Here is a 23,600-nt window from a genome sequence, read left to right as displayed (position 1 = left end):
CGCAGCCGTAATGGAATTGTTCAGCGGAACGGGTGATGCGGGCCCACAGCGGGCTCACAGAACCCTTATCGTCCCCTTCCATGCAACTGCCCCCGTACGTAGATCTACGCCCCATCGGCCGTTGCAACCTGAGCTGCCCCTTCTGTTTCGGGCCACGGCACGAAGTCCCCTCGATGGACGAGGAAACGGCACTGCGCGTCGCCTCCGTCCTGCGGGACGGGGGCGTGCAGGGCGTCGTGATCTCGGGCGGCGAGCCGACGCTCCTGCCCTATCTGCCGGAACTGGTGCGGGAGTTGAGTGCCCCGCTGCCGGACGGCCGGCAGATCCGCGTGGTCCTGAGCACCAACGGCCTCGCGCCGCTGCGCGCCATGGAGCGCGTCCTGCCCTGGCTCTCCTGGATCGCCCTGCCGCTGGAGTCCAAGGACGAGTCGGAGCACCGGCTGCTGCGCACCGGCGTCGCGCCGCACCGCGACAAGGTGCTCGTCCTGCTCAGGGAGATCCGCAAGAACCACCCGCACGTCCGGGTCAAACTCGGCACGGTGGTCACCCGCCTGAACACCGCGGGCGCCCCGGGGGTCCTCGACCTGATCGAGGACGAGGCGGCGCTCCCGCACGTGTGGAAGGTCTACCAGATGTCGGAGACCAACTACGGGGCCGACAACCGGGACTGGCTCTCCCTCGACGACGCGGAGTTCGAGGCCGTGGTGGCCCGCTGCGAGGAGGCGGCCGAGCGGCACCGGGTGCCCCTGCGCGTCTACCGCAACTCCACCCGCACCGGCAGCTACTTCTTCGTGGACCCCGACTGCGAGATCGTCGTCGTCGACGAGGGTGGGGAGCGGCGCACCGGGAATCTCTTCGAGAGGCTGGCGGCGGGCACGCTGCGTCCCGCCGAACTGCTCACCCCGTCACGGAATGCCGAGAATTTCGACGGTACGTACCCGGATGCATGAGGAGTTCCCGATGACGGCACACGTACGCGTAGGCGTCCAGGCGATCGTCCGCCTCGGCGGTGACGTCCTGCTCGGTCTGCGGTCCAACTGCTTCGGCGCCGGCACCTGGGGCCTGCCCGGCGGCCACCTCGAACTGGGCGAGTCCCTGACGGAAGCCGCCGGCCGGGAACTCGCCGAGGAGACCGGCGTGCGGGCCCTCGACCTGCGGGTCGCCTGCGTCACCGACCCCGACCCCGCGGCCAACCACCACATGCAGGTCGGCGTGGAGGTCGTCGACTACACCGGCGACATCCGCGTACGCGAGCCGGAGCGCTGTCTGCGCTGGGAGTTCTGGCCCTTGGACGCGCTGCCCGAGGAGCTCTTCGTCGGCTCGGTGGACGTCCTCCGGAACATCAGGGCCGGCGCCCTGCACCGCCCCTGAAGCCCGCGTCGCCCGCGCCCTCCTCGCCGTCCTCCTCGTCGCTCTTGGTCAGCCGGTCGTCGGACTGCGCCGCGAGCAGCGCCCGCAGCCGCCCCTTGTGCTTCTCCTCGTGCGTCCTGAACTGCTTCCAGGTGCTGGTAAGTTCCCACTGCGTGAGGAAGGCGTCCAGGCTGTCCGCGTAGTACTTGCTGTCCTTGCGGAACCGGTGCTCGAAGACCATCAGGCCCCGGCGCGTGCGGTGCTGCGGATTCGTGGTGATGTACGGCTCGAAGAAGCTCACGTCCGAGGTGATCAGCGTCGAACCGGAGAGATCGGTGGGCGTCACCTTCAGCTCCACCTGGCCGGGGAACTCCTCGCGCAGATCGAGATAGGAATGGATCACGGGCACATAGGTCTTGCGGTAGTAATCGCTCGCCTTCACCCGGTCCACGATGTTCTCGCAGGCCCGGTCGGAATCCGTGCCGTGGTGCATGAAGATCGCGAGATTGTTCCAGGGGCTGCTGAGGATCACGTGGAAAAGGGCCCCGCGTTGCAGGGCTTTCCTGATCTGCCAGTAGAAGATGTCGAGATCGTCGAGGAAATACGAGGCGCCGGCGTGGGCGATCAGCCGGATGACGTTGTCCTCGGTGTCGATCGCCGCCCGCTTCGCCTCGTTGCGCAGGTCGTTCTCCTGCGGCGTATAGGTGTGGTCGATGAGATACGGCAGGTCGTCCTGCTGCACGGTGGCCACCCGCAGATGCGCGAGCGCCTCCCGTATCGCCAGCGTCTGGGCGTGCCCCCTGCCGAGCACCTCCACCGCCATCTCCTCGGCCGTCTCCAGGAGACACACGGCCCGCTGCCTGCGCAGCAGACTGCCCGAGCCGCCGCTCGCCGCGTCGAACTCGGCGACGGCCAGGGCCGCTTGGGCCACGATGGTCTCGCGGTGGCGCGCCCCGAGCAGCGCCGACGCGTTCAGCTTGACGATCTCCATCTCGCCCAGCTGGTGCTCGCTGCGCTCCACGTCGTGCGACGCGGCCGCCGTCTCGAACTTCGCCGTGGCCAGGGCGCGCCGCGCGGCGATGGCGGTGGGATGGTCGCCGCCCTTGAGCCGGATGACGCCGTCGGCCGACCGGTCGAACTGGTCCATGGCGGCGTTGAGCCTGCCGATGTCCTCGTGGGCCCGCGCGACCTCCAGGAGGACCCAGTCCGCGGTCATCCGCGCCTCGCGGTCCTCCTCGCCCCAGTACGTGTCCAGCTCCCGTAACGCCTTGCCCGCCCAGACGTCGGCGTCCGCGATGTCCCCCATCCGCAGGCTGACCGCGCCCAAGTTGGCGAGTATCCGGCCCCGTTCGGGGACGCCGTCGCCCCGCTTGGCGCCGCTGAGGGCGCGGCACAGGACGAGCCTGGACCGTTCGAGCTCGCCGTGCTCGGCGAACAGCGCGCCCAGTTCGTTCCACACGGCCGACGCGTAGACCTCGTGGTCCGCCTCCGAGATCTCCATGTGCCGCAGCGTCATGCCCGCCACGTTCAGGGAGAGCGTCTTCATGCCGAGCGCGCCGAGCAGCTTGGCGAGGTGGGTGAGTTGTTCGGCGAAGGCCTGCTGGGGCTCCGCCGCGGGTTCCGGCCTGCCCACGGACTTCACGTAGTCCGCGAGGCGGTCCTTGTCGCTGCTGCGCGGCGCGGCCGGCGCGAGGAGCATCTCCTCGGCGACCGCGATGGCGTGGTCCAGGTATTCGGTCGTGGTCATGGTTCCTCCTGGGATGCCGCCGGCCCGCCGCCGGTCGGGCGCGGTGTCAGCGGCGTTTCCACGTCAGCCTCACCGCGGACGAGTAGCCCCCTCTGTCGAGGGCGTCCCGTACCGCGGCCTTGATCCGGATGTTCTCCGCGGGTTCGGTGGGCTCGACGCGGTACGGGCTCACCGACAGGGGATACGGCTCCCGGCCCAGGCCTTCGATGCGGAACCGTCCGAACCGCCGGACGGCTTCGCGCACCGTGCCCGCGTAGACCGTCTTGGGATCCGGGCCCGCTCCGGGCCGCAGCTTGACGAGGATCCCGAGGACGACGGGCGGCCGAAAGGGATCGCCGCGCTCCACGGGGCTCCCGGCGAACCTGTCGTAGTCATGGGGTACCCGGTGGCAGTCGAGCCGCAACGCGGATACCCGGGCGCCGTCCCCCGTGCTCCGGTACAGCGTGCCGATCTCGGCGACGCTTCCCCTCAACTCGTTGCCGTTCTCCGGCAGTTGATGGGTCGCCTGCCACAGCTCGCCCTCCCGCGCCTCGTCGAAGCAGACCCCCGGCAGCTGTACGTCCTCGTCCTTGTGGAAGATGAGCCGCAGCAGCGCGAGATCGGAGAGGCTGTCGTACTCCTGCACCTCTCCCATGGCCTGCTTGCCGTCCGGCAGGCTCAGCCGCACCGCGGACCTGCCCTCGAGCTCGTTCTCCTCCAGGCAGTGCGCGGCGGTGAGCGCGAAATCCCGGGTGAGCCGCACGCCGGATCCCAGCCGACAGTCGTCCCGGAAGATTTCGATGAAGTACTCGTCGTAGACCACGGGCCACCCCCCGTACCTGACCCTGAGCGAACCCCCGCTTTCGCCCGGAAGACGCAATGGTAGCCAGGAACGGTTTCGGACGTGCCACGTCGTGCGGGCCTCTTGGGGAATATGCCGGAAGAAAGGCCGAATACCGTTGTCGCGACGGCTCGTTGGGGGCTTTGCCGCCCCTTCAGGAAATGCCGTCCGCCCCGGCCATTTCCTCCCCCTGTTCCCTTCCGCGCCCGGAGTTCAGTTCTGTCCCACCCGTCTCCTGCGCCATTGGTGCCGCTCCCGCAGCTTCCACCACGTGGGCGGGCGTTCGAGGTGCACTTCGGCCCGCAGCAGCCCGATGACGCGGCTCTCGGCCGCGCGTGACGCCGCCACCGCCTCCAGGAACCGCACCCACCGCGGGTCGGACATGCTGCGCCGGGGGTTGGTCTCCTGCTGGGTGTGCCAGGCGCCCCACGCCCAGTTCCAGCCATCCAGCGCCTCGGAGGCCCGCTCACAGGCCGCCAGGAGTTCATCGCTGCCGTAGATGTCCATGCGGGCCACGAGCGCCGTCATGTCGCCCAGCGGGTCGGGGGCACCGGCGGGGCGCTCGGGGAAATCGCCGAACTCCTCGACCTCGTCGCGGAGATGACCGATGCGGTGCATCACGATCACGGCCTCGTCGTACACGTCCCTGCGCCGCTCCCAGACGCGGTGCTCGCGCTCGCGCCGAGTGGTGGCCCGCTGGATGTACCAGGCGCTGGAGAAGGTCATGAGGGAGCCGAGCGCCGTGCCGGTGAGCGCGGCTTCGGCCGCAGTCAGTCCCACGCCGACATCATGCATCGGCCGCACGCGGGGCGGCAGTCCGCGCTCCCGGCGCACCGGAAGCCGACTGCCGCCCCGTCGGCCGCGGCTACGCGCCCTTCAGCTCCTGGCGCTGTCGTCCGAGCCCCTCGATCTCCAGCTCGACGACGTCACCGGCCCGCAGGTACCGCTTCGGCTCGGGCTGGCCCATCGCCACGCCCGCGGGCGTGCCGGTGTTGATGACGTCGCCCGGGTAGAGCGTCATGAACTGGCTCACGTAGCGGACCACTTCGGCGACCGGGAAGATCTGGTCGGCGGTGCTGCCGTTCTGCTTCAGCTCGCCGTTGACCCAGAGCTTGAGGGGCAGCGCCTGCGGGTCCGGTACCTCGTCGGCGGTGACCAGCCAGGGGCCGAGCGGGTTGAACGTCTCGCAGTTCTTGCCCTTGTCCCAGGTGCCGCCGCGCTCGATCTGGAACTCACGCTCGGACACGTCGTGCGCCACCGCGTACCCCGCGACGTGCGCGAGCGCCTCCTCGTGCGACTCCAGGTAGCGCGCCGTACGTCCGATGACCACGGCGAGCTCGACCTCCCAGTCCGTCTTCACCGAGCCGCGCGGCACCAGGACCGTGTCGTCGGGTCCCACGACCGTGTCGGCCGCCTTGAAGAAGACGACGGGCTCGGCCGGGGGCTCGGCGCCCGTCTCGGCCGCGTGGTCGTGGTAGTTCAGCCCGATGCAGACGACCTTGCCTATCCGCCCCACCGGCGGCCCGACGCGCAGCCCGTCGGCCTGGAGTACGGGCAGGTCACCGGCTTCGGCGGCGACCCTGATCCGGCCGAGTGCGGCCGCGTCGGCGAGCACGGCGCCGTCGATGTCGGCGACCACCCCCGACAGGTCCCGCAGGGTCCCGTTGGCATCGAGCAGCGCCGGACGCTCCGCGCCTGCCGTACCGACTCGCAGCAGCTTCATGGTCAGACTCCATTCCTTCGGTAGCCCGGCCGATGGGTTGCGGCCATCGGAGGTTTGGTCGATCGTCCAAGGTCCGCGTGCGGTATGCAATACCCCGTTCACGTACTGGACCTTTACCCGGCGGTAGCCAACGCCCCCGCGCCGACCGGCATGTCCCGGTACAGCACGGCCCGCTCGACCGCGCTCCACGTCGTACTGGTCACCACGTACAGGGCGGCCGCCAGCGGCACCACGGCCACCGTGAACAGAGTCATGAACGACATCAGCGGCATGACCTTGGTCATCGCGGCCATGCCCGGCATCTGCTGGTCCCCGGCCCCCGGCTGCGGGGTGGCCGCCATCTGCCGCTTCGTGCGCCGGAAGTTGAACGTGGCCACGGCCGCGACGATCGCGAACAGACCGAGGTAGACGAGCCCCTGCGCCCCGAGCACGCCGCCCTCGGAGAGCGCGTCCGCCCAGCGCCCGCCGAGCGGCGCGGCGAACAGCGTGTGGTCGAGGAGCGTGTTCGCCTCGCCGCCGATGCTCGTGTTCGAGAACAGGTGGTAGAGCAGGAAGAACGCGGGCAGCTGGAAGAGGCTCGGCAGGCATCCGGAGAGCGGCGAGACCTTCTCCTTCCGGTGCAACTCCATGACGGCCTTCTGGAGCTTCTCCGGGTTCTTGCCGTGCTTCTTGCGCAGCTCCGCGATCTGCGGGGAGAGCTTGGCGCGCGCCTTCTGGCCACGGGCCGAGGCCCGCGACAGGGGGTGGACGAGGAGGCGCACGCAGGCGGTGAACAGGACGATCGCGGCGGCGGTCGCCGAGGCGTGGAAGAGCGGGTCGAGCGCGTCGGCGAGGTGCTCGACCAGGCTGGCGAACACGGACATGAAAGCGGACATGGAGAAGCCCTCCGAGGGTTTCGTCGTGCCGGACGGAAAGGCGATGGCGTGCATCGCGTCGGCATGACGACCCGCGAGGGGCTGGTGGTGCGGTGGTGGTGTGCCCCTACGCGGCCGTCAGGAGGGGACGGCCGGGTGCTCGGGGGCGCCTGCGGCCCCGGGCGTCGGGGTCGCGCTGGGGCAGGAAGGCGGTGCGCAGCTCGCGGTCGCGGATGGCCGTGCGCACTCTGGTGCGGGGCACGGCGGGCGCGCAGCGCGCGGCGATCACCGAGCAGACCGCGAGGGCGGAGCCCGCGGCGGCCGTGGCGGCGAGCGCGACGGCGGCGGTGAGGCTGCCGGTGTCGACGAGGACGACCTCGACGAGCAGGAACAGCATGAGCAGGGCGGGGCGGGCGGCCGCCTTCATGGTGCGGAACAGGTCGCGCACGGGCCGTCCTCCTCTCCTGGCTCCGGCCGGACGGTCGGACGGTCGGACGTACTCCAACGTACTCCGACGCAGTCCGACGTCATTCGACGTAAGTCGTACTGACGTTTATACAGGATCCGTCCCGACGGGCCGCGAAAGCGTGCGCGGACGGCAGCCCGCCGGGCGGTCCCGGCGGGCGGTCCCGGCGGGCCTCCGGGTATCCCCCTGCCCGCGACGGTCAGCGTCCAGCCCCCGCGGGCGCGCCGGGGCCGAGCGCGCCCTCCTCGTCCTCGCCCACGGGATCGCGCGCGAGCACCTCCGCGTCGGGGCGCTCGTCCGCGTCGGCGGGCCCCGCGTACGTCACCGCGAGCGCCACCGCCAGGTTCGCGGCGAGCGCGACGATCCCCGCGTTCACCCCGAAGACCGGATCGTGCTCGCTGAAGACCAGCGCGCACACGACCGCGACCCCCACGACGAGCCCGCTCAGCGCCCCCGCGAGCGTCAGCTTCCGCCAGACGAGCCCGAGCAGCAGGATCGGGACGAGCTGCGCCATCCCCTCGTACGAGATGAGGGAGAGCCGTACGAGGGTGTTGGGCGCCGCGTAGGTGAGCACGAGGGCGAGCCCGCCCGCGACGACGACCACGGCCTGCGAGGCGATCTTCTGCCGCTGCTGCCCGCGCCACCTGGGCAGCAGCGAGAGCACGCTGCTGCCCCACATCGTGCCGATGACCAGCATGAACACGGCCATCGGCACGATGGAGGAGAGCGCCGCGGCGACCCCGATGACACCGACGGCCCACGCGGGCAGCGAGTCCACCACCAGCTTGAAGAGCGCGAGGTTCGACTCGGCGCCGGTGAGCCCGGGGACCACGAAGAGCGCCGCCATGCCGAGCAGCATCGGCACGAAGAGCAGCACGTTGTAGGCGGGCAGCCAGATGGCGTTGCGCCGCAGCCCGTCCGCGCTGCGCGCGCCGAGATAGCCGGCGACGGTGGTCGGGAAGATGACGACGGTGAGCGCGTTGAGGAAGGAGGTGGTGGCGAACCACGCCTCCCCGTAAGGACTTTCCCCGCTCCCCGGCAGCGTGAGCCACCGCGCCTTCTCGTCGACGATCCGGCCGAGGAGATCCCCGTACCCGTCGAAGTAGTGCAGCGGTACGTAGACGGCGAGGAAGGCCAGCGTCCCGATGACGAGCACGTCCTTGAGCACGGAGACCCAGGCACTGCCGCGCAGCCCGCTCACCACGACGAATCCGGTGGTGACCGCGAATCCGATGAAATAGGCCCAGTTGAGGCTGATCGCCCCGTAACTGATGGTGGAGACGACGACGCCCATGCCGGTGATCTGCAACTGAATGTAAGGAAGCAGGAAAACGGTCACGAGAATCGCGACGCCCGCGCCGAGCCAGGGCCTGGCGAATCGGTGGGCGACCATGTCGCTGATGCTGACGAGACCGTGCGTACGGGCGTAGTTCCAGAGCATCGGGCCGACGACGTATCCCACGGCGTATCCGCAGGACATATAGGCGACGACGTAGAGCACCGGCGCCCCGTAGTTGTACCCCCACCCCGCGGCGCCCAGATAACTGAAACTCGTGTACCCCTCCCCCGCCATCAGCACCCAGATGAACACGGCCCCCAGACTGCGCCCGCCCACCGACCACTCGGTGAGCCCGCCCTGCCGCCCGCGCCCGCGCACGGCGGCGAGCCCGAGGGCGACGGTGCCGACCATGAAGACGGCGAAGATGCTGGTGGCGACGGCACCGTCACTCATGCCCGCCCCTCCCGCCGCGCTCGATCAGCTTCTGGTCACCGCGCCGGGCGAGCCATACGCACAACGGCGTGAGCAGCGTCGCGGCCAGCAGCCAGAAGAAGAGAAAGGGCAGCCCGAGAACGACGGGCCGCACGCGATTGGCGAAGGGCAGCGCGCCGATGTAGAGCACGAAGGGCACGAGCAGCCACAGCAGGTGGGGACGTCGTCGAACGATCACGAACGCTGAGCTTATCGGTGGCGTGTCTGTCGAGAGCGTCCTCTCACAGGCTCCCTCATCTCGCGCTGCCTATCGCGGGCTCATGGAGCGGAGCTTGCCCCACACCACGAGCCGGTACTTGGACGTGTACTCGGGAGTGCAGGTGGTGAGCGTGATGTAGAACCCGGGCCCGGTGTACCCGAATCCCCTGCGCACATCGCTGCGCGGCACGCTCTTGATGACCCCGCCGTCGCGGGCCGAGGTCTGCGCGAGCGTCTTGTCGACGACGTACGTATAACGGGCGCTTTTGGTATCGACGGTCACTTCGTCCCCGTCGCGCAGCCGGTTGATGTACCGGAACGGCTCGCCATGGGTATTGCGATGCCCCGCGACCGCGAAATTCCCGGCCTCGCCGGGCTGGGCGGTACGGGGGTAATGCCCGACGTATCCGTGATTGAGAACGGCACTCTTGCTGATGCCTTCGGCGACGGGGACGCGGATGCCGATGCGGGGAATGCGGAGGACGGCGTAGGCCTGGTCCCAACGGGGGGTGGGGGCGGGTGGGTTGGCGCGGGCGGGGGGCTGCGAGGCGGATGTGCCGGGGGTGCCGAGGGCGCTCTCCCCGTCCTTGCCTCCCTCCCGGTCCGACGAGGGGTGGTCGGCCTCTTCCTGGTCCGACGAGGGGTGGTCGGCGCCGGGCTCCCCCGCCCACTCCCTCTCCAGGGCCTCGACCTTGCGCTCGGCGGCGGCGCGGGCCTGGCGGTTGGTCCACCACAGCTGATGGGCGACGAGCAGGAGGAGCACGAGCCCGAGGGTGACGGCGGCTTCGGCGCCGTGCCAGAGGAGGCGGGCGACGGGCCCGCGCCGCGCTCCCCGCCCTCCCCGTCCGCCTCGTCCGCCTCGTCCGCCCCGTCCGTGCTGAACCACGGGCACCCGTTCCCGCACGCCACCCCTCCCTTCCCTCCGCAGAGGGCCGCACGATAGGCGGTGCCCGCACAACAATCCATGCCGTACGCGAGGCTGATCCATGCCGTACGCGGAGCTGTTCGCGGTCCCGTACGCCGCTACGCCCCCTGCTGCGGCCCTGCTACAAGGAGGCGCTCGGCAGTACGGTGTCCCGTATGCGCCCCGACAAGCCTGCTGCTGCCGACCACGTCGACGTCGACCACATCGCTGAAGCCGCGCGCCTGGAACGCACGGCCGGTCTGTACCCGGAGGACGCCGAACAGCTCCTCCTCCAGGCCGCGGCCCATCTCGAACTGGCCGGCGCCCGCGACCGCGCGACGACGCTCTACGACAGCCTGCTGTCCCCCTCCGCTCCGGAGCCCCCTTCCTCACCGGCCCTGATCCGCGCCCTGAAGGCGTCGAACCTCTGGGAGTACGGCCACGAGGCGGAGGCTCGGGCGATCATCGACGGCATCCGCACGGCGGCCCCGCGCGAGCCGGCGCCCTGGGTGATCGTCGCGGAGTCCCTGGAGTCCCACGACGAGCTGGAACAGGCGCACGACACGTTCACGGAGGCGGCGACGCTGCTGGTCCCGGAGGACTCCGTGGACCCGCCCTACGCCACGCACCCCCTGCTCTTCGGCCGCCACCGCGTACGCCGCCTCATGGGCGCGGAGCACGACGCGTGGGACAGCCTGGCGGACCGCGTCCACACGGCCCGCGCCACGGTCTCCCTGGACGAACTCCACGACCCGAAGCGGATCTGGTCCCTCGGCTCGGAGAACCCCGCGGAGCTCCGCGCGGAAATCTCCCGCATCCAGGCGGAGTTGGGCTCCTACCGCGAGGCGCTGTCGCGCCCGTTCCCGGTGGCGATCCTGCACTGGCCGTCCACGGAACTGACGGAACTCCTGACGGCGTACCCGTCCCTCACCACCGAATACCCCTCTCACGAGGCGCACTTGACGACCATAGAGTCCTCCCTCCGAGAACTCTCCGCGTCGGGAACCCCGAACCTGGGCGTCGTGACGGGGACGGTGCCTTCGTACGAAGCCTTCGCAGCCTCGGAGGGCGCCTCTCCCGAGGACTCGTCCTTGCTTCCCCAGTACGCGACGACGCTGGCGGCGCGGGGGCGGGCGGTGGGGTGGCCGCCGGAGGCGGGGGATGGGTGTTGGTGTGGGTCGGGGCGGGTCTATGCCCAGTGCCATGGAATCGATGGCGCCTAAGCCGGCACACGGGGCCGTGCCCCAGGGCTGTCCCCGACCGTCGTCAGCCGCGACCGCCGCCAGGCAACCGTCGCGGCTCGCACCCGTCCAGTGAGCGAATCCGCAGGATTACATGTCAGAGAAGAATGAAGTACGCCCCCTCCCCTCCCCTGAAAGCGAGGAGCTGCGGGGACTGGTGCCTGACGCTGAGACCCGGGCCGTGTACCAAGTGCTCTACCAGTCGCGGGACGAGCCCTTGGCGATGCCCGCCATCAGGGAGCGCGTCAACGCCCTTACCGGCAAGGCCAACCTGCAGATGGACCGGCGGCTTCGCTCTCTGCGCACGCACTTCGACGTGCCCGCGCAGCGTGTTCCCGGGAAGAGCAACCTGTTCGTCTACCCGCTGCTCGGCTGGAATCCCGACGCCGACAAGCGGACAGCGCGGAAGAGCATCCCGGCCTCAGTGCGCGCCCTGGTCCACCAGACCTACGGCAACCGCTGTGCCGCATGCGGCCGCACCCCTAAAGACGACCAGGTGAAACTGGTCATCGACCACATGGTCCCGCTTGACCTGGACGGAACCAACGAACCAGACAACCTCCAGCTGCTCTGCGAGGAGGACAACCATGACAAGCAGGCACTCTTCGCCGATCACCAAGAGAACGCGGCTGCTCTGAGAAAGTCGCTCAGCCTGCCCGAAGTCCATCTGCGGATCGGCGAGTTGCTGAAGGCAATGCCCGGCGAGAACGTCCCGAAGGAGCTCATCGTCCTCGTCGCCCGGGAGGAGAACCACGGCGATCCGACCAAGCGGATGCGTGAGCTCAGATCCCTTGGCTGGGTCATCAGGAACTCCCAGCGCAAGGAAGGGCGGCGCGTCCTTTCGTTCTACCGGCTGGAGCACTGGGAACCGTGGCCGCCCGGCGGCCCTCAAGCCGCGGTCGCGAGCCTTGAGCGGGCGCGCAGGAGAAAGAAGCGTACGCGGGAATCAGCCGCGAACAGCTCACAGGAGTAAGACAGTTGAGTGATCCACAGCCGTGGTCTCCGCCGGAAGGCTCATGGGCGTCCTCTGCCGCAAGACGCCGCAATATGCAGGCGATCCGAAGCCGGGACACCAAGCCTGAGCGCCTGATCAGGCGGCTCGTGCACGCCAACGGCCTACGGTATCGGGTGTCGACGCGCCCGCTGCCCGGCCTTCGCCGGACAGCGGACATGGTTTTCCGGCCGACGAAAGTCGCCGTATTCGTCGATGGCTGCTACTGGCACGGGTGCCCCGAGCACTACGTTCCGCCGAAGACCAACCAGGGATACTGGTCCGAGAAGGTCCTGCGGAACATGGAACGTGACCGGGACACCGACGAGCGCCTGACGGAAGCCGGCTGGCTTGTCCTGCGCTTCTGGGAGCACACACCCGCGGAAGAGTCGGCCGCCGAGATCATCCGGCTGGTCTCAGACAGGCGGAACTCCCCATCAGATGAGGGTGTCACGCCCTGAGTCGCAGGTCGTTCCGTCCAGCTCAAGATCCCCGTCGGGCGCGTCCAGCAGATCCCCCGTGCGCTCCAGCGCGTCCTTGATGGCCCGCCCAACAGCCTCAGCTACAGGCGGGGGGAACGCGTTGCCCACTTGTCTGTACTGAGCTGTCTTACGGCCGGCGAATTCCCATTCCTCGGGAAACCCCTGAATGATCGCCGCCTGCTCGACAGTGAGCATCGGACCCACGAGCTTGGCTTCCGGGACGCCGGTCACCAAGTCCCTGTTCCCGAGGTCCCTTTCGATGTTGGGATCACTCTCTTCGTTAGCGACACCCATCCCGTTCACACCAAGAGCCGCCCAGGCCCTCTTGGCGCGAGTCGGCCCGAGGTCAGCGCCGCCATGCTTCTTGGAGCCGCCCACCAAGGTAGGGGCCACCGTTCCGGCCTCGGTGGCTTTCTTCAGCCACTTTTCATACCCCTCAGGCCTGCCCGCATCAGTGAAGCGGCGCTCCATCGTCTCCTTCAGCGCCTGAGCGACCGTCTTCAGCTCACCTGACGGCTTGGGCCAGTCGAATCCGCGATAGCAATCCGTCCGGATCGCCACCAGGATCGCCCGGGGACGGAGCTGAGGGACGCCAAAGTCAGCGGCCTCAAGGAGGCGCCAACCGCACACGACGTACCCCATGGAGCGAAGCGCCCGCTTGATGTCCTCTCGATAACTGAGGAATTTATCGAAAGGCTTAACAAGACCGGCGACGTTCTCAATCATGACCGCGCGCGGATTCAGCTCGTCTACAAGTCGCAGCATTTCCGGGAAAAGGTCACGCTCATCATCTTTCCCGAGCTGCTTGCCAGCGACAGAGAATGGAGGGCATGGAACCCCGCCGGCGAGGAGATCGAGCCCCTCCACGTCCGGCTTGAAATCCTTGACATCCATGGAGAAGATCTGGCACTCGTTCGCCTCTTCTTCCCCCCACATCCGGTTCGTCACCACGTTGAGCTTTAGCGTCGCCGCCGCGTGCTTGTCGATCTCGACGAGTGCGCGATGGCTGAAGCCCGCGTTGTGGAGGCCGACCGCCTGGCCCCCAGCGCCCGCACAGATCTCAATCGAGGTCAGCGGCTGACCGCTGGAGCTCACAACGCCTCCCGGTGGTGTACTTACAGACACGCAAGTGTCGCATCTGCAGGCACCAGAACCAGCCCGCGCGGCAGCTTTCCCGGTGGGCGTCAGCTCTTAAGCAGATCCTCCAGATCCCGCCTGACGCCATCCCGCAACTCCGCCGGCAGCTGCCGGTACATCCCCCAAGCGCGTTCAGCACTACTCAACGGCCGCGCGTCGGCAGCCATCCACAGCAGCAAGTCCTTCTTGAACCGCACGGGCAGCTCCTTGACCCTGTCCCACACCTGCTCGCGCGTCATCTGCACCCCGGTCAGATGCTTGACGGTCTCGTTGCACCGGGCGCACTCGGTGATCAAGTCCTCGGGGTTCACCCCGCTACCGGACTTGTGCGGGTTCACGTGCCCCAGAGTCAACCGCGCGCGGGAGCCCGGCTCACCCGGATACTCTTCGGCCGCGGCCACGCCACACCGACGGCACATATGGCCATCGCGCTCGAAGACGAACCGCCGCGTCTTCGCACTGATCTGCCTCAGACCCGCCGCACGGTGCTCCTTCTCCCAGACGGGGAGCCCGATCGTCTCCAGGTAGAGCTCGTCGGCCTGCAAGCTGGGTTTGTCACGGTAGGTCTTGATGTCCCACCCCGCGGGCCGCAGATCCCTCATGCGGCGGTCCACCTGCTCCGAGCCAGGGATGGCGGTCCGCAGCGCCTGCTTCTTGAAGGTCTTCCCTTCACCGACTTCATCGCGAAGCCACAGAGCCACCCTCACGCGAGTACCGAGCGTCTCGTCACGCCAGTCCGGTCCGCTTCCCACGGCACACCCTCCAGTCGAACACCTATCCACCGCATCCTTCGTTCGCGGCGGAACCTTAGCTTGCCGTCACTTGCCGCGGCAAGTGACGGCAAGCTGGCCTGATGCATCGGACAGCCAAGATCACCCGCCGTTCCTGCCTCGAACTCTGCGCAGGCGCCGGAGGCCAGGCTCTCGGCCTGGAACAGGCCGGTTTCCAGCACCAAACGCTGATCGAACTGGATGCGGATGCCTGCCGCACCCTGCGCGCCAATCGGCCAGGCTGGAATGTCATGCAGGCGGACCTCCGGTTCCTTGATGCCGCTCGCATCGCCGGCATACGGCATCCCGACCTCCTCGCGGCAGGCGTGCCCTGCCCGCCCTTCTCGCTTGCCGGTCAGCAGCTGGGGGCCGACGACGAGCGTGATCTCTTCCCCTACGTCTTGTCGCTGGCTTCGGCGGTCAGACCGCGAGCCGTGCTCATCGAGAACGTGAAGGGACTCCTTCAGAGCAAGTTCGCCGCATACCGGTCCGGGATCATCCAGGCTCTCTCGGCTCTTGGGTACACCGCGGAGTGGAGACTGCTCTACGCCAGGGATTTCGGGGTCCCTCAGCTCCGGCCACGTGCGGTCCTCGTCGCTCTGGAGCCCGACGTCTTTGACCACTTCCAGTGGCCGGACGAGCCTCTGCCTCCCTCAGGGACCGCGCTCGTGGGAGGTGTCCTTCGCGAGTCGATGGCATCGCGCGGATGGGAGCTAGCCGATCTCTGGGCGGAACAGGCCCAGAGGATCGCCCCCACTCTGTGCGGTGGATCAAGAAAGCACGGCGGCCCGGATCTCGGCCCGACGCGCGCGCGGCAGGCCTGGGCGGCGATCGGCATCAACGGATCAGGGGTGGCTGACGCACCACCCGCCCCAGGTGACCCGCTCCCAGTGAAGCTGACCGTTGGGCAGATGGCCCTCTTGCAGGGATTCCCTCCGGAGTGGAAATTCGTAGGACGCAAGACATCGACGTACCGGCAGGTGGGCAATGCCTTTCCGCCACCAGTAGCCCAGGCGCTTGGCCGCAGAGTCGCGAATGCCTTGGACCATGCGGATCGTGCGGCGAAGTCTGGCGCTGGCGCCAGACCCTGCAACGGCGTGGCCAGCGGCACGGCCTAAGCCGCGAACTGACCGCCGTCGCGCTTCATCAAGCGGTATGCGAATCAAGGTGACGGAGCAGGGCTCGGACATCGGCCATGTCCATCCCCGCGGCAAGCGACGGTTCTTCCTGCAGATCCGCCAGCTGCTGTACGGACGGATCATCGAGGATCTGCCCCATGAACTCGAGCTTGTCCTCCAGCCGCAGAGCCACCACCTCATCGATCGTGTCCTCCGCGGCGAGGACCGTGACCCGCGTCTCGGTGCCAGGCGCGAGCCCCAGCCGGTGAATCCGGTCGAGGCTCTGCAGGAAGCGGCCTGCCATGAAGTCGCGGTCTACGTAGACAGCGTCATGACAGACCTGGTGCAGGCTGATGCCCTCGCCCAGGGTCGCCGGGTTGGAGAGGAGCACATGGCAGTCCGGGTCCTCCCTGAACCGCTTGATCTGGTCCTCGCGGTCCGGTGTCCCCCCGTGGACGACGGCTGGCTGGAACGCGGAGAAGAGCCGTTCCATCGTGGTGAGGCTGCGTACGAAGGTCGTCCACACCAGCGTCTTCCGCCCCATGGCCGCGTTCTCCGCGACGATACTGAGCGCCTCCTTGTACTTGGGAGAGAGCTCATAGTCGGGCAACTGCTTGAGCAGCGAGTACAGCGAGTCCGTCTGCGGCACCTCCAGCGGCGGGACCCGGTAGTCGAGCGGCGCGTACCGGCTCTCGCCCTCCAGCAGCAAGGCGGGACTGGTCGCCGCCATGAGCAGACGCAGCATCGCCTTGCCCAGGGCATCGAAGTCCTCCCGGCCCGCCTCGGCCCGGGAGGTGTACCGGCCGACGAGCGCGTCATACACCTCCCGGTGCAGCGAGGGCAGCGGCACGTAGCGAATGCGCGTTTCGAAGGGGGGCAGCCCCAGTTCGTTCTTGGTGGTCCGGGTGAACAGAGGCCGCAGCACCGTACTGGCGTGCGCGAGATCGCCACCGGCCACCGCGCTGGTCACGACTCGGCGGCCGTGCCCCGGCCACACGAAGGACAGCAGGTTCTCCAAGTCGCGGGCCCCGTTCGGTGCGGGGGTTCCCGTGAGGATGAGCCGCCGACGGGCCAACGGGCCGAGCGCCATGCAGGCGCTGCCGTAGATGCCTCGCGCCCCGAGCTTCATCCGGTGCGCCTCGTCAAGAATGATCATCGAGGGAGCGCCGCGGAGCCAGGTCGCGAGCGTCGCCAGGGACCGGTCGAGCCGCTCGTAGTTCACGATGAGGACGTCTGTTCCCGGACCGGGAGCGCGGTCCATGACTCGGGTGACAAGCGGCTCCTTGAAGCACACCTCGCTCTCGTAACCCCACGATTCGTAAGCGGACTTGGGACTCACGACGAGCAGCCTCCGCACCTCCCCCCGCTCCCGCATCGCGGCGAACACCGCGAGTCCGACACGGGTCTTGCCAGCGCCCGGAACCGAGAAGTTCGCACCGTGCTGGAGTGACAGCAGCCGCGCGATGTCCCGGGTCTGGAAATCAGTGAGATCCGCGCACCACTCGGGACCGAGCTGGTCCAGGACCGCGTCCGGTGCGACGGCAGCGGCGCCGGGATCCTCCAGCCACCGCTCCGCCCGTTCCGCGTCGTCAAGAACACCCCCGACGAGGGTGGCCAGCTCCTCTTCCCACTCCACATCCGGGGACGGCCAGATGGCCAGTGCCTCAAGCCCGGTGAGGAAGTCATCGAGGTCGACCTCGACGGACAGCACGGTGCGCTGCCCGGCAGCGGGAAAACGTGCTGCCAGCTTCGCGAAATCGCCTTCGCGTCCCGGTGCCGCACGCAGAACTGCGCGCGTGCGGGTGACATCTGAGGCGATGCGCAGAGACGGTTCCGCAGCCGTGGTCACACGTCCTCCTGCCTGACCGAGTCACGGAGCCAGGAGACACCGTCACCGGGAGCCTTGATGCTCCGCTGAGTCGCTACGGCGAGCTTCGTCAGGGTCTCGCGGAGGGCCAGGACCGCCTCGTCGAACGCCTCTTCATCGAGACTCCCCGACGCCTTGGCCAGCGCGAGGTCAGTGATGCACTGCTCGATGTCCTGGCAGGCATCGGTGATGCGGTCCTGCGCCGCCTGCTTCCGCTTGCGGACCCGCGCGTCCTTGCCAGCCGGTTCCAAAGCTCCCTCGACCGCCTCACGGGCGGCCCCGAAAGTCTCAGAGGCCGACTTGCTCCGCTCAGTCAGCAGTCCGTCCTCCGCCGTCTCGACCGCCTTAGCCTTCAAGATCGTGTCCGTCAGGGCCTTCGCCTGGGCGACCTTGGGCTCGGCCGACTTCATCGTGCGGTTGAGGCCCGGAATGGCCACGGTGGCCGGAGCCTCTTCCGCCGTCTTCATTCCGTCCGGCAGCCTCTTGTCCAGGTACCGGTCCCTGAAGTCGGGTTCGATCAACCGCACGTCCGTCTTGGAGAATCCGAGAACGATGGCCGCGAGCCGCGTCTCCTTGAGGACCTCCGCCTTGTCCTTGTTTACCGCTGACTCCTTGGCGTACCTGCGGTAGAGCTCACGGAGCTTCTCCTGGTGCTGCTCGAAGTCCAGCAGACGAAGCTGCGCGCCGCCGTCCCTGGACCGCTCGATCAGGTCGCGGAGGCAGGAGAGGATCCACAGGTCCTGCTCGCAGGTGGTGGCACGGATACGGAACTCCCGCGCCACATCGGCCAGTGCGCGGCCCATGAGGTGCTGCTCCTCCATGGCCAGCAGCCGGTTCACGTACGAGTAGTCACGGCGCTGATCCGGCCGGAGCTGGAGAGACAGCTCCACCGCGTTGATGTCATCCCACGTGCACGACTCCGGCAGCACTCCGACCCGGATGTGCGGGGTGCCCAGCTCCTTGAGGGCCGCGCGACGGGTGTTGCCGTTGACCAGAATGCCGTCCCGCGTAATGAGTCCGGGCTCGTTCTGGCGGTAGACGCGGAGGCTCTCCTGCAGTTCCTCGAAGTCAGGATCCTTCTTGTTGGGATCCGCCGGCAGCATCTGCAGCAGGTAGTGCAAGTAGGCCTGGCTCTCCGGCGCCCAGGGCTCCTCTTCGAGCACCCTGTCCTGCGCGGGATCGTGGCTCCGCTGAGCACGGACGCGGTGCGTTCCCGGGTTGTAGTAGAGCGCGTCCACCGGCATGTCGATGACCTCGACGTGCAGCGGCTGCGTACGCCATTCAACGGTGAGCGTCTCCCGGACACCGTTCCCGTCCGAGATCTCCTTCAGCCGCTTCTCGACCTGCGCCTTGTTCTCTTCCGCCCGCGGCGGCCGGCCGAATTCCTTGCCCACCAGAATCTCCTCAAGAGCATCAGGGTTGTTACTGCTACCACGGAGGCCGCTTCCCGTCCTGGTCTGGGAAGCAGGTCCTCCGGAGTCATGGAAAGGGGTAGTACCGGCTACTCAGCCGGCGGCTTCAGCGCGTCACGGACCTTGGCCCTCGACTCTCCGGGAAGCGTCCGGTAGTCGGCCCAGAACCTCTCCGCAGCGCTGAACTCACGCCGGTCCCGGTCCATCCAGACCGAGAGCATCCTGCGGTCCAGACCGCTGAGGCCCTCCGCGCGCCTCAGCATCTCACCCAGGTCCGTCACGGCCCCGCGCCCACCCACCCGGCAGCGGTTGCACTCGGCGACGAGCTCCGTCTTCTCGGTGCCGTCCTGCTGGCGCACCACCCTGCGGGCGATGTCGATCTGCGCCGACTCGTAGGTGCCGGCGTAGATCTCACCCGGCGCGATACCGCACGACCGGCAGAAGTTCCCGTCCCGGGAGAGCACCTCACGCCGCTGTGTCTGCGTGATCGCGGTGCTGGGACGCGTCCCCTTGCCCGGCTGCCACACCGGCTCGCCCTGCTTCACGAAGCGCTGCTCGTGCTGGCCCAGCGAGGCGTCCTCACGGTTGGTGTCGATCTGCCAGCCGTGGTCCCGGAGGTCGCGCACCCGGCGATCGGCCTGGCTGATCCCGGGAAACGCGGCCTTCACGTCCTCCTTCGTGAAGATGTTTCCTTCACCCACCACGGTCACCAGCCACAGGCCGGCGCGCTTCATGGTGCCGAGCTTCTGGTCCGTCCATGACGGCATGTCCACCTCGTACCCCTCTCCTTGTGCTGGGTCGGCTGAGTCCGCATGCAGCGGAGGGTCCCGCCAACCGTGCGGCTCTAGAAGCGTCGCTCAGCCAGCGGCGGGAAATCCAGTACTGCCCGGCAATTGCGCTGGCGCCATAAATTGCGCTTCCGCAATGGCCCGAAGTCCCTATTCAAAGCGCCGGAGACTCCAGCAAGATGGAAGGTCCAACTCGGGCACTCACGACGCACGGAGAGGCCGACCTTTATATGGCGACGAGATCTGCGGGCGGACATCCTCCGCAGGATGACGATGCTGTCCCGCTCTCGCCCAGAGAGGTGTTCCTCAGCGCTCTTCATGACGTGCTGAACACCGTCACGCTCGCCCACAACGCAATCGCCAAGCGGGCAGGCGTCAATCAGTCGAGCCTGTCCTGCTACAACACGGGCAGGCGAGTGCCTGAACCAGGGCCCCTGGAACGGATCTACAAGGTCTTGGAGCGCGAGGTCCAGCGGCGTGCCGCGAAGGCCCTGCCGCACTCCCTCCCCTACCTGCTCCAGCTCCGTGATGCCGCCCGCGCCCAGTCCTTCGCTCCTTCGGCGGCTGACGCCGCGCTGGCCGCATCCGCCTCGGCGTCTGCTGGGCGGCGGCCGGCTTCCCCGGCGTTCCGCGAGCGGCGCCGGACGAAGCGACGTCGGCTCGCGCGCCGCAAACTTGCGGGCCTGTCGGCGCAGGCAAAGGTGCCGGTCCCCCACCGAGCGGGGGACCGGCACCCTGCCGAGAACGCGCACGCCGCCGACATCGCCGCATACCGCGGCCACGTGGCGGCAGGCCGTTACCGGGATGCGCAATTCATCGCCTGGGCGATGGGGAACAACCTCGCCCCACGAGATTTCCCTGACGCCGTGGCCTCCTACCGGAGGGCGGGCGCGGGCGAAGGAGCCGAGGCCATGCTCAGCGCCGCCGCGAACCGGGATGACGTCCAGGCTTCCATCAACATCACGGCCGCGTTGGTCGACGAAGGTCAAGTAGCTGATGCCCAGGCCATATTGGCCGTCATCCGCACCGATCAGTAGCGCGCACCCGCGCCGGCGGGGCCGTACCGCCTACGCCGCGTCAGCCTCCGCCTCAAAGTGCATCTGCGCCCGGTCGAGCGTCTCGTCCGGATCCCCTCCCTGCGCGGCAAGCCAGTGCAGGAGGTCCGCGATCACATCGGCGACTGACTCCTCAAGAACGGCGAAGGCCGGCATTACGGCAGAACCCGCGCCGGCCGCACGCCGGTATTCCTCGATGACCATCGCCGCACGCCGCACGCGCATGCAGTGACGCGTGGGTTCGAGGGAGAGCTCGCACCACACGGCTTTGCCTGTCGCCGTAAGAAGGGTGCCCCACTCCTCGCACATCGAGGCCAGCAGGTGAAGACCCCGCCCGCACTCCGCCTCTCCGCAGATCTCGCGCAGCGCCGGCGCACGGCGGCTCTTGTCGTGCACCTCCACCCGCAGCCGGTCACCCCTCGATTCGAGGACCAGCGTCGCGGATGCCCCTTCGCCCACGTGCTTGATGACGTTCGTTGCCAGTTCGGTGACGACCAGCCCGGCCTCGTCGGCGAGTTCTTGAGCGCCCCACTGCCCCAGATTGCGTTTAACAGCCCTGCGGAGCAGCCGTAGTTCCGCCGGCACCGCCTCGAATGGCAGGACGCAGCGAAGTCGCCGTCCGCCCTCTTCCTCGTACACGGACATGGAGAGTCTCCCTCCCAGGCCACACAGCGCTGCGCCCGCCGTATCCACACGACTGCACCGCGTAGCGAACTGCTTCGAGCATGGCACAGAGAAGTCTCGCTGTGTAACTTCTCACGGGTACCCATCGAGTGAATCGGCTGGAGCCTCAACCCACCCTCCACATAGCCTGGTTGAGCCCTCGGGGCGGCACCTGGAGTCCTGGGAGGAATCACGTGTCCGTACGGACCACCACGCGCCGGCGTCAGCTGGGCGCCATGATGCGGAAGCTACGCGCTCGCAAGGGCCTGACCCTGGAGGAAGCCGGCACACTCGTTGGCGTATCGAAGGCGACGGTCAGCCGGTACGAGACGCAGGCCGGCCCGGTCAAATGGCTTGTCGTCGACGCTCTTTGCCGTGAATACGCGGCAACGGACGTCGAACGCCGCGCAGTTGTATCTCTCGCCAAGGACGCCAGACAGCAGGGGTGGTGGAGCTCCTTCACTGACTCGATCCCCGAGAGCATGAACCTTCTGCTCACCCTTGAAGACGAGGCGGTGCGCGAAGACCACTTCTCTTGCGTCTACGTTCCCGGACTGCTGCAGACCCGCGCCTATAGCACCGCCGTGCAGCGGGCCAACGAAGTGCGCCTCACACCAGCGGAGATCGAGCGACTCGTCGACATCCGCATGAAGCGGCAGGAGATCCTGAGCCGGGCGGAGCCCCCTCGGCTGCGGGCGATCCTCGACGAGTCCGTCATCCGCCGGGTCGTCGGCTCCCCATCCGCGATGAAGGAGCAGCTCGGCCGCCTCCTCGAAGCGAACGAGTCTCCTGGGGTCACGCTTCAGGTTCTGCCGTTCTCCAAGGGAGCCCACTCCGCCGCGCTCGGCAGCTTCGTGATCATCGGCGGCGGTGAGCCAGCACTGGACGTGGTCTACGTAGACCTGCACACGGGGTCGCTCTTCCTGGAGAAGGAAGAGGAACTGGAGCGCTATCGGCTTGCGTTCGACTATCTCCGCGCACAAGCGTTGGACATGGAGGCTTCCTCTTCCATGATTCAACGCGTCCGCAAGGAGCTGTAATGCCTGTCGAACCGATGCCGAATCCTGCCCTCTCGTGGTTCAAGTCGACGTACAGCGGAGGCAACACCACGGAGTGCGTGGAGGCCGCGTTCATACCCAGCGGTGTCTTCATACGTGACTCCAAGCGCACCGACGGCCCTCACATCCTGATCTCCGCTCAGGCCTGGGCACGTTTCATCGGGGACAGCGCGACCGGCAATGGCGCCGTCGGCCAGCCCCGCCACCCCGAACTCTGAACCCCCGCCCAAACCCCCTCACCACCCCGCGTTAGCCTCGCCAAGGACAACAAGCAAGGACAACAAGGACGTACCCCCGAGAGGCGGACCCACCATGGCGAAGATTCCGGCGGCGGTTGTGGCGGCTGGAGGGCTGGTTGGGGGCTATGCCACCGCCCGGTTCACGAAGAAGCGGCCCCTCGGGGGTGTCGTGCTCGCCGCCGCCGGTGCCGTCGCCGCGCGGCAGTGGACGGAGAAGGCCGGGGGCAGGACCGCCGCCGCGCTCAGCGCCGCGTACGTCGCCGGGTTCGCCGGGTCGCATCCGCTGGCCAAGAAGGTGGGCGCCTGGCCCGCCGTCTTCGGGGTCGCGGGTGGCGTCGGGGTCGCCTCGTATCTGCTTGCCGACCGGCGGGCCTGAGCCCGGCTGAGGAGCACTCCAGGGGCGGGCGGAGTAGCGGCCCTGGAGTGCCGCTCACCCGCCCCGGGGCAGGTGAAACCGCTCCGCTCACCCACCCCGCCGCCCGAACCTCCGCGCCACCGACCCCGCCACCAACGCCCCCGCCCCCATCAGCAACGCGAACGAACCCCACGTCAGTGGCCACGCGTTCGCATCCAGGGTGGGGTGGGTGTCGAAGGAGATGTACAGGAGCGTTGCCGGTGGGGTCGCTACTACCAGGAGGGTCCAGGCCAGGCGGTCCCTGATGCCGAAGTAGGCCGCGAGGGCCAGCAGGGCGGCGGTCAGGGCCGTGATGCCCTGCGGCGTCACCGGTGACGTCTCGGCGGTCGCGCCCGCCGTCTCGGCGCTGTTGCGCAGGTCCCAGGGGAGGCACACCACGTACGCGGTCGCCGACAGCACGGCGCCCAGCAGGCGCGTCGCGTACCTCGGCAGCGGCGTGCTCTTCGGAAGAGGAGTCAGCAGCGTGTTCATGCCTACGACCATGGCTGGCGCCACGCCCGACCGGACAGAGTACGGGTACCTAGGTACAGG

General features: G+C 68.4%; 26 protein-coding genes. 10 read left to right on the top strand and 16 right to left on the bottom strand.

What is annotated here, in order from left to right; translation table 11 throughout:
- The first annotated feature begins 35 nt into the window (after positions 1 to 35).
- Together ACIO9J_RS36545 and ACIO9J_RS36540 are read left to right on the top strand one after the other, a co-directional pair.
- The gene (locus ACIO9J_RS36545; RefSeq protein WP_402009120.1) at positions 36 to 950 is read left to right on the top strand and encodes a radical SAM protein; all 915 of its coding nucleotides are present in this window, start codon (positions 36 to 38) and stop codon (positions 948 to 950) included.
- A 10-nt stretch (positions 951 to 960) separates the two neighbouring features.
- On the top strand, positions 961 to 1,371 hold the full coding sequence (locus ACIO9J_RS36540; protein WP_402009117.1) for an NUDIX hydrolase: 411 nt from the start codon (positions 961 to 963) through the stop codon (positions 1,369 to 1,371).
- Here the strand turns inward: ACIO9J_RS36540 and ACIO9J_RS36535 are convergent.
- The 9 genes from ACIO9J_RS36535 to ACIO9J_RS36495 form a co-directional block, all read right to left on the bottom strand.
- Positions 1,343 to 3,097, bottom strand: coding sequence for a hypothetical protein (locus ACIO9J_RS36535; protein ID WP_402009115.1), 1,755 nt, complete (start codon positions 3,095 to 3,097; stop codon positions 1,343 to 1,345). The genes ACIO9J_RS36540 and ACIO9J_RS36535 overlap by 29 nt on opposite strands.
- 46 nt (positions 3,098 to 3,143) lie before the next feature.
- The gene (locus tag ACIO9J_RS36530; protein ID WP_402009112.1) at positions 3,144 to 3,899 is read right to left on the bottom strand and encodes a trypsin-like peptidase domain-containing protein; all 756 of its coding nucleotides are present in this window, start codon (positions 3,897 to 3,899) and stop codon (positions 3,144 to 3,146) included.
- Between the two features lie 231 nt (positions 3,900 to 4,130).
- A complete protein-coding gene (locus ACIO9J_RS36525) occupies positions 4,131 to 4,697 on the bottom strand; it encodes a hypothetical protein (protein WP_402009109.1) in 567 nt (188 codons plus the stop codon).
- Between the two features lie 85 nt (positions 4,698 to 4,782).
- The gene (locus ACIO9J_RS36520) at positions 4,783 to 5,640 is read right to left on the bottom strand and encodes a fumarylacetoacetate hydrolase family protein (RefSeq protein ID WP_402009106.1); all 858 of its coding nucleotides are present in this window, start codon (positions 5,638 to 5,640) and stop codon (positions 4,783 to 4,785) included.
- A 113-nt stretch (positions 5,641 to 5,753) separates the two neighbouring features.
- Entirely contained in the window at positions 5,754 to 6,515 is a 762-nt protein-coding gene (locus tag ACIO9J_RS36515) for a YidC/Oxa1 family membrane protein insertase (RefSeq protein WP_402009103.1), read from the bottom strand.
- A gap of 106 nt (positions 6,516 to 6,621) precedes the next feature.
- Positions 6,622 to 6,921 (bottom strand): DUF6412 domain-containing protein, encoded by a 300-nt coding sequence (locus ACIO9J_RS36510; protein ID WP_402009374.1) that lies wholly within the window; start codon positions 6,919 to 6,921, stop codon positions 6,622 to 6,624.
- Positions 6,922 to 7,159: 238 nt separating this feature from the next.
- The gene (locus ACIO9J_RS36505; RefSeq protein ID WP_402009100.1) at positions 7,160 to 8,692 is read right to left on the bottom strand and encodes a sodium:solute symporter; all 1,533 of its coding nucleotides are present in this window, start codon (positions 8,690 to 8,692) and stop codon (positions 7,160 to 7,162) included.
- Positions 8,685 to 8,909: a DUF3311 domain-containing protein gene (locus ACIO9J_RS36500; RefSeq protein WP_402009097.1), complete on the bottom strand. Its 225-nt coding sequence runs from the start codon at positions 8,907 to 8,909 to the stop codon at positions 8,685 to 8,687. Before ACIO9J_RS36500 ends, ACIO9J_RS36505 begins: the two co-directional genes overlap by 8 nt.
- Positions 8,910 to 8,978: 69 nt before the next feature.
- Positions 8,979 to 9,833, bottom strand: coding sequence for a class E sortase (locus ACIO9J_RS36495; protein ID WP_402009095.1), 855 nt, complete (start codon positions 9,831 to 9,833; stop codon positions 8,979 to 8,981).
- A gap of 176 nt (positions 9,834 to 10,009) precedes the next feature.
- Here ACIO9J_RS36495 and ACIO9J_RS36490 point away from each other — a divergent pair, with 176 nt between their 5' ends.
- The 3 genes from ACIO9J_RS36490 (at position 10,010) to ACIO9J_RS36480 (ending at position 12,526) form a co-directional block, all read left to right on the top strand.
- Positions 10,010 to 11,056 carry an SEC-C domain-containing protein gene (locus tag ACIO9J_RS36490; protein ID WP_402009092.1) on the top strand — a complete coding sequence of 349 codons (1,047 nt, stop codon included), beginning with the start codon at positions 10,010 to 10,012 and terminating at the stop codon, positions 11,054 to 11,056.
- 175 nt (positions 11,057 to 11,231) lie between these two features.
- On the top strand, positions 11,232 to 12,047 hold the full coding sequence (locus ACIO9J_RS36485) for an HNH endonuclease (RefSeq protein ID WP_402009089.1): 816 nt from the start codon (positions 11,232 to 11,234) through the stop codon (positions 12,045 to 12,047).
- A 74-nt stretch (positions 12,048 to 12,121) separates the two neighbouring features.
- Positions 12,122 to 12,526, top strand: a complete 405-nt coding sequence (locus tag ACIO9J_RS36480; protein ID WP_402009086.1) for a very short patch repair endonuclease — start codon at positions 12,122 to 12,124, stop codon at positions 12,524 to 12,526.
- On the opposite strand, the gene ACIO9J_RS36475 is transcribed toward ACIO9J_RS36480, so the two are convergent.
- Both ACIO9J_RS36475 and ACIO9J_RS36470 read right to left on the bottom strand, forming a co-directional pair.
- Positions 12,503 to 13,642 (bottom strand): DNA cytosine methyltransferase, encoded by a 1,140-nt coding sequence (locus ACIO9J_RS36475; protein ID WP_402009083.1) that lies wholly within the window; start codon positions 13,640 to 13,642, stop codon positions 12,503 to 12,505. The genes ACIO9J_RS36480 and ACIO9J_RS36475 overlap by 24 nt on opposite strands.
- Positions 13,643 to 13,731: 89 nt before the next feature.
- On the bottom strand, positions 13,732 to 14,385 hold the full coding sequence (locus tag ACIO9J_RS36470; RefSeq protein ID WP_402009080.1) for an HNH endonuclease: 654 nt from the start codon (positions 14,383 to 14,385) through the stop codon (positions 13,732 to 13,734).
- A gap of 152 nt (positions 14,386 to 14,537) precedes the next feature.
- On the opposite strand from ACIO9J_RS36470, the gene ACIO9J_RS36465 reads away from it, so the two are divergent.
- Entirely contained in the window at positions 14,538 to 15,572 is a 1,035-nt protein-coding gene (locus tag ACIO9J_RS36465) for a DNA cytosine methyltransferase (RefSeq protein ID WP_402009077.1), read from the top strand.
- A 28-nt stretch (positions 15,573 to 15,600) separates the two neighbouring features.
- Here the strand turns inward: ACIO9J_RS36465 and ACIO9J_RS36460 are convergent, their stop codons facing one another.
- The 3 genes from ACIO9J_RS36460 to ACIO9J_RS36450 form a co-directional block, all read right to left on the bottom strand.
- Complete coding sequence (locus tag ACIO9J_RS36460; protein ID WP_402009074.1) at positions 15,601 to 17,421, bottom strand: DEAD/DEAH box helicase; 1,821 nt, start codon at positions 17,419 to 17,421, stop codon at positions 15,601 to 15,603.
- Positions 17,418 to 18,833 carry a transcriptional regulator gene (locus ACIO9J_RS36455; protein ID WP_402009071.1) on the bottom strand — a complete coding sequence of 472 codons (1,416 nt, stop codon included), beginning with the start codon at positions 18,831 to 18,833 and terminating at the stop codon, positions 17,418 to 17,420. The genes ACIO9J_RS36460 and ACIO9J_RS36455 overlap by 4 nt, the downstream gene beginning before the upstream one ends.
- Positions 18,834 to 18,940: 107 nt before the next feature.
- Positions 18,941 to 19,624 (bottom strand): hypothetical protein, encoded by a 684-nt coding sequence (locus ACIO9J_RS36450; protein WP_402009068.1) that lies wholly within the window; start codon positions 19,622 to 19,624, stop codon positions 18,941 to 18,943.
- A 338-nt stretch (positions 19,625 to 19,962) separates the two neighbouring features.
- Here ACIO9J_RS36450 and ACIO9J_RS36445 point away from each other — a divergent pair, with 338 nt between their 5' ends.
- On the top strand, positions 19,963 to 20,676 hold the full coding sequence (locus ACIO9J_RS36445) for a hypothetical protein (protein WP_402009065.1): 714 nt from the start codon (positions 19,963 to 19,965) through the stop codon (positions 20,674 to 20,676).
- A gap of 30 nt (positions 20,677 to 20,706) precedes the next feature.
- Here the strand turns inward: ACIO9J_RS36445 and ACIO9J_RS36440 are convergent, their stop codons facing one another.
- Positions 20,707 to 21,339, bottom strand: coding sequence for an ATP-binding protein (locus ACIO9J_RS36440; RefSeq protein ID WP_402009062.1), 633 nt, complete (start codon positions 21,337 to 21,339; stop codon positions 20,707 to 20,709).
- Positions 21,340 to 21,551: 212 nt separating this feature from the next.
- Here ACIO9J_RS36440 and ACIO9J_RS36435 point away from each other — a divergent pair, with 212 nt between their 5' ends.
- From ACIO9J_RS36435 to ACIO9J_RS36425, 3 genes are all read left to right on the top strand, one after another.
- Positions 21,552 to 22,397, top strand: coding sequence for a helix-turn-helix domain-containing protein (locus ACIO9J_RS36435; RefSeq protein WP_402009059.1), 846 nt, complete (start codon positions 21,552 to 21,554; stop codon positions 22,395 to 22,397).
- Complete coding sequence (locus ACIO9J_RS36430) at positions 22,397 to 22,633, top strand: DUF397 domain-containing protein (RefSeq protein WP_402009056.1); 237 nt, start codon at positions 22,397 to 22,399, stop codon at positions 22,631 to 22,633. Before ACIO9J_RS36435 ends, ACIO9J_RS36430 begins: the two co-directional genes overlap by 1 nt.
- A 94-nt stretch (positions 22,634 to 22,727) precedes the next feature.
- Complete coding sequence (locus ACIO9J_RS36425) at positions 22,728 to 23,030, top strand: hypothetical protein (protein ID WP_402009053.1); 303 nt, start codon at positions 22,728 to 22,730, stop codon at positions 23,028 to 23,030.
- An 87-nt stretch (positions 23,031 to 23,117) separates the two neighbouring features.
- Here ACIO9J_RS36425 and ACIO9J_RS36420 read toward each other — a convergent pair whose 3' ends face one another.
- Entirely contained in the window at positions 23,118 to 23,540 is a 423-nt protein-coding gene (locus ACIO9J_RS36420) for a hypothetical protein (protein WP_402009050.1), read from the bottom strand.
- Between the last annotated feature and the right edge of the window lie 60 nt (positions 23,541 to 23,600).

Source organism: Streptomyces sp. NPDC087300 (assembly GCF_044744425.1).
GTDB lineage: Bacteria > Actinomycetota > Actinomycetes > Streptomycetales > Streptomycetaceae > Streptomyces.
This window is presented reverse-complemented; position numbering and strand designations above follow the sequence as displayed.

Bases quoted from the DNA above. Each gene is read 5' to 3' on its own strand.
- ACIO9J_RS36545 (WP_402009120.1), top strand. From the start codon at position 36: ATGCGGGCCCACAGCGGGCTCACAGAACCCTTATCGTCCCCTTCCATG.
- ACIO9J_RS36540 (WP_402009117.1), top strand. From the start codon at position 961: ATGACGGCACACGTACGCGTAGGCGTCCAGGCGATCGTCCGCCTCGGC.
- ACIO9J_RS36535 (WP_402009115.1), bottom strand. From the start codon at position 3,097: ATGACCACGACCGAATACCTGGACCACGCCATCGCGGTCGCCGAGGAG.
- ACIO9J_RS36520 (WP_402009106.1), bottom strand. From the start codon at position 5,640: ATGAAGCTGCTGCGAGTCGGTACGGCAGGCGCGGAGCGTCCGGCGCTG.
- ACIO9J_RS36515 (WP_402009103.1), bottom strand. From the start codon at position 6,515: ATGTCCGCTTTCATGTCCGTGTTCGCCAGCCTGGTCGAGCACCTCGCC.
- ACIO9J_RS36510 (WP_402009374.1), bottom strand. From the start codon at position 6,921: ATGAAGGCGGCCGCCCGCCCCGCCCTGCTCATGCTGTTCCTGCTCGTC.
- ACIO9J_RS36505 (WP_402009100.1), bottom strand. From the start codon at position 8,692: ATGAGTGACGGTGCCGTCGCCACCAGCATCTTCGCCGTCTTCATGGTC.
- ACIO9J_RS36490 (WP_402009092.1), top strand. From the start codon at position 10,010: ATGCGCCCCGACAAGCCTGCTGCTGCCGACCACGTCGACGTCGACCAC.
- ACIO9J_RS36480 (WP_402009086.1), top strand. From the start codon at position 12,122: ATGCAGGCGATCCGAAGCCGGGACACCAAGCCTGAGCGCCTGATCAGG.
- ACIO9J_RS36465 (WP_402009077.1), top strand. From the start codon at position 14,538: ATGCATCGGACAGCCAAGATCACCCGCCGTTCCTGCCTCGAACTCTGC.
- ACIO9J_RS36440 (WP_402009062.1), bottom strand. From the start codon at position 21,339: ATGTCCGTGTACGAGGAAGAGGGCGGACGGCGACTTCGCTGCGTCCTG.
- ACIO9J_RS36430 (WP_402009056.1), top strand. From the start codon at position 22,397: ATGCCTGTCGAACCGATGCCGAATCCTGCCCTCTCGTGGTTCAAGTCG.
- ACIO9J_RS36425 (WP_402009053.1), top strand. From the start codon at position 22,728: ATGGCGAAGATTCCGGCGGCGGTTGTGGCGGCTGGAGGGCTGGTTGGG.
- ACIO9J_RS36420 (WP_402009050.1), bottom strand. From the start codon at position 23,540: ATGAACACGCTGCTGACTCCTCTTCCGAAGAGCACGCCGCTGCCGAGG.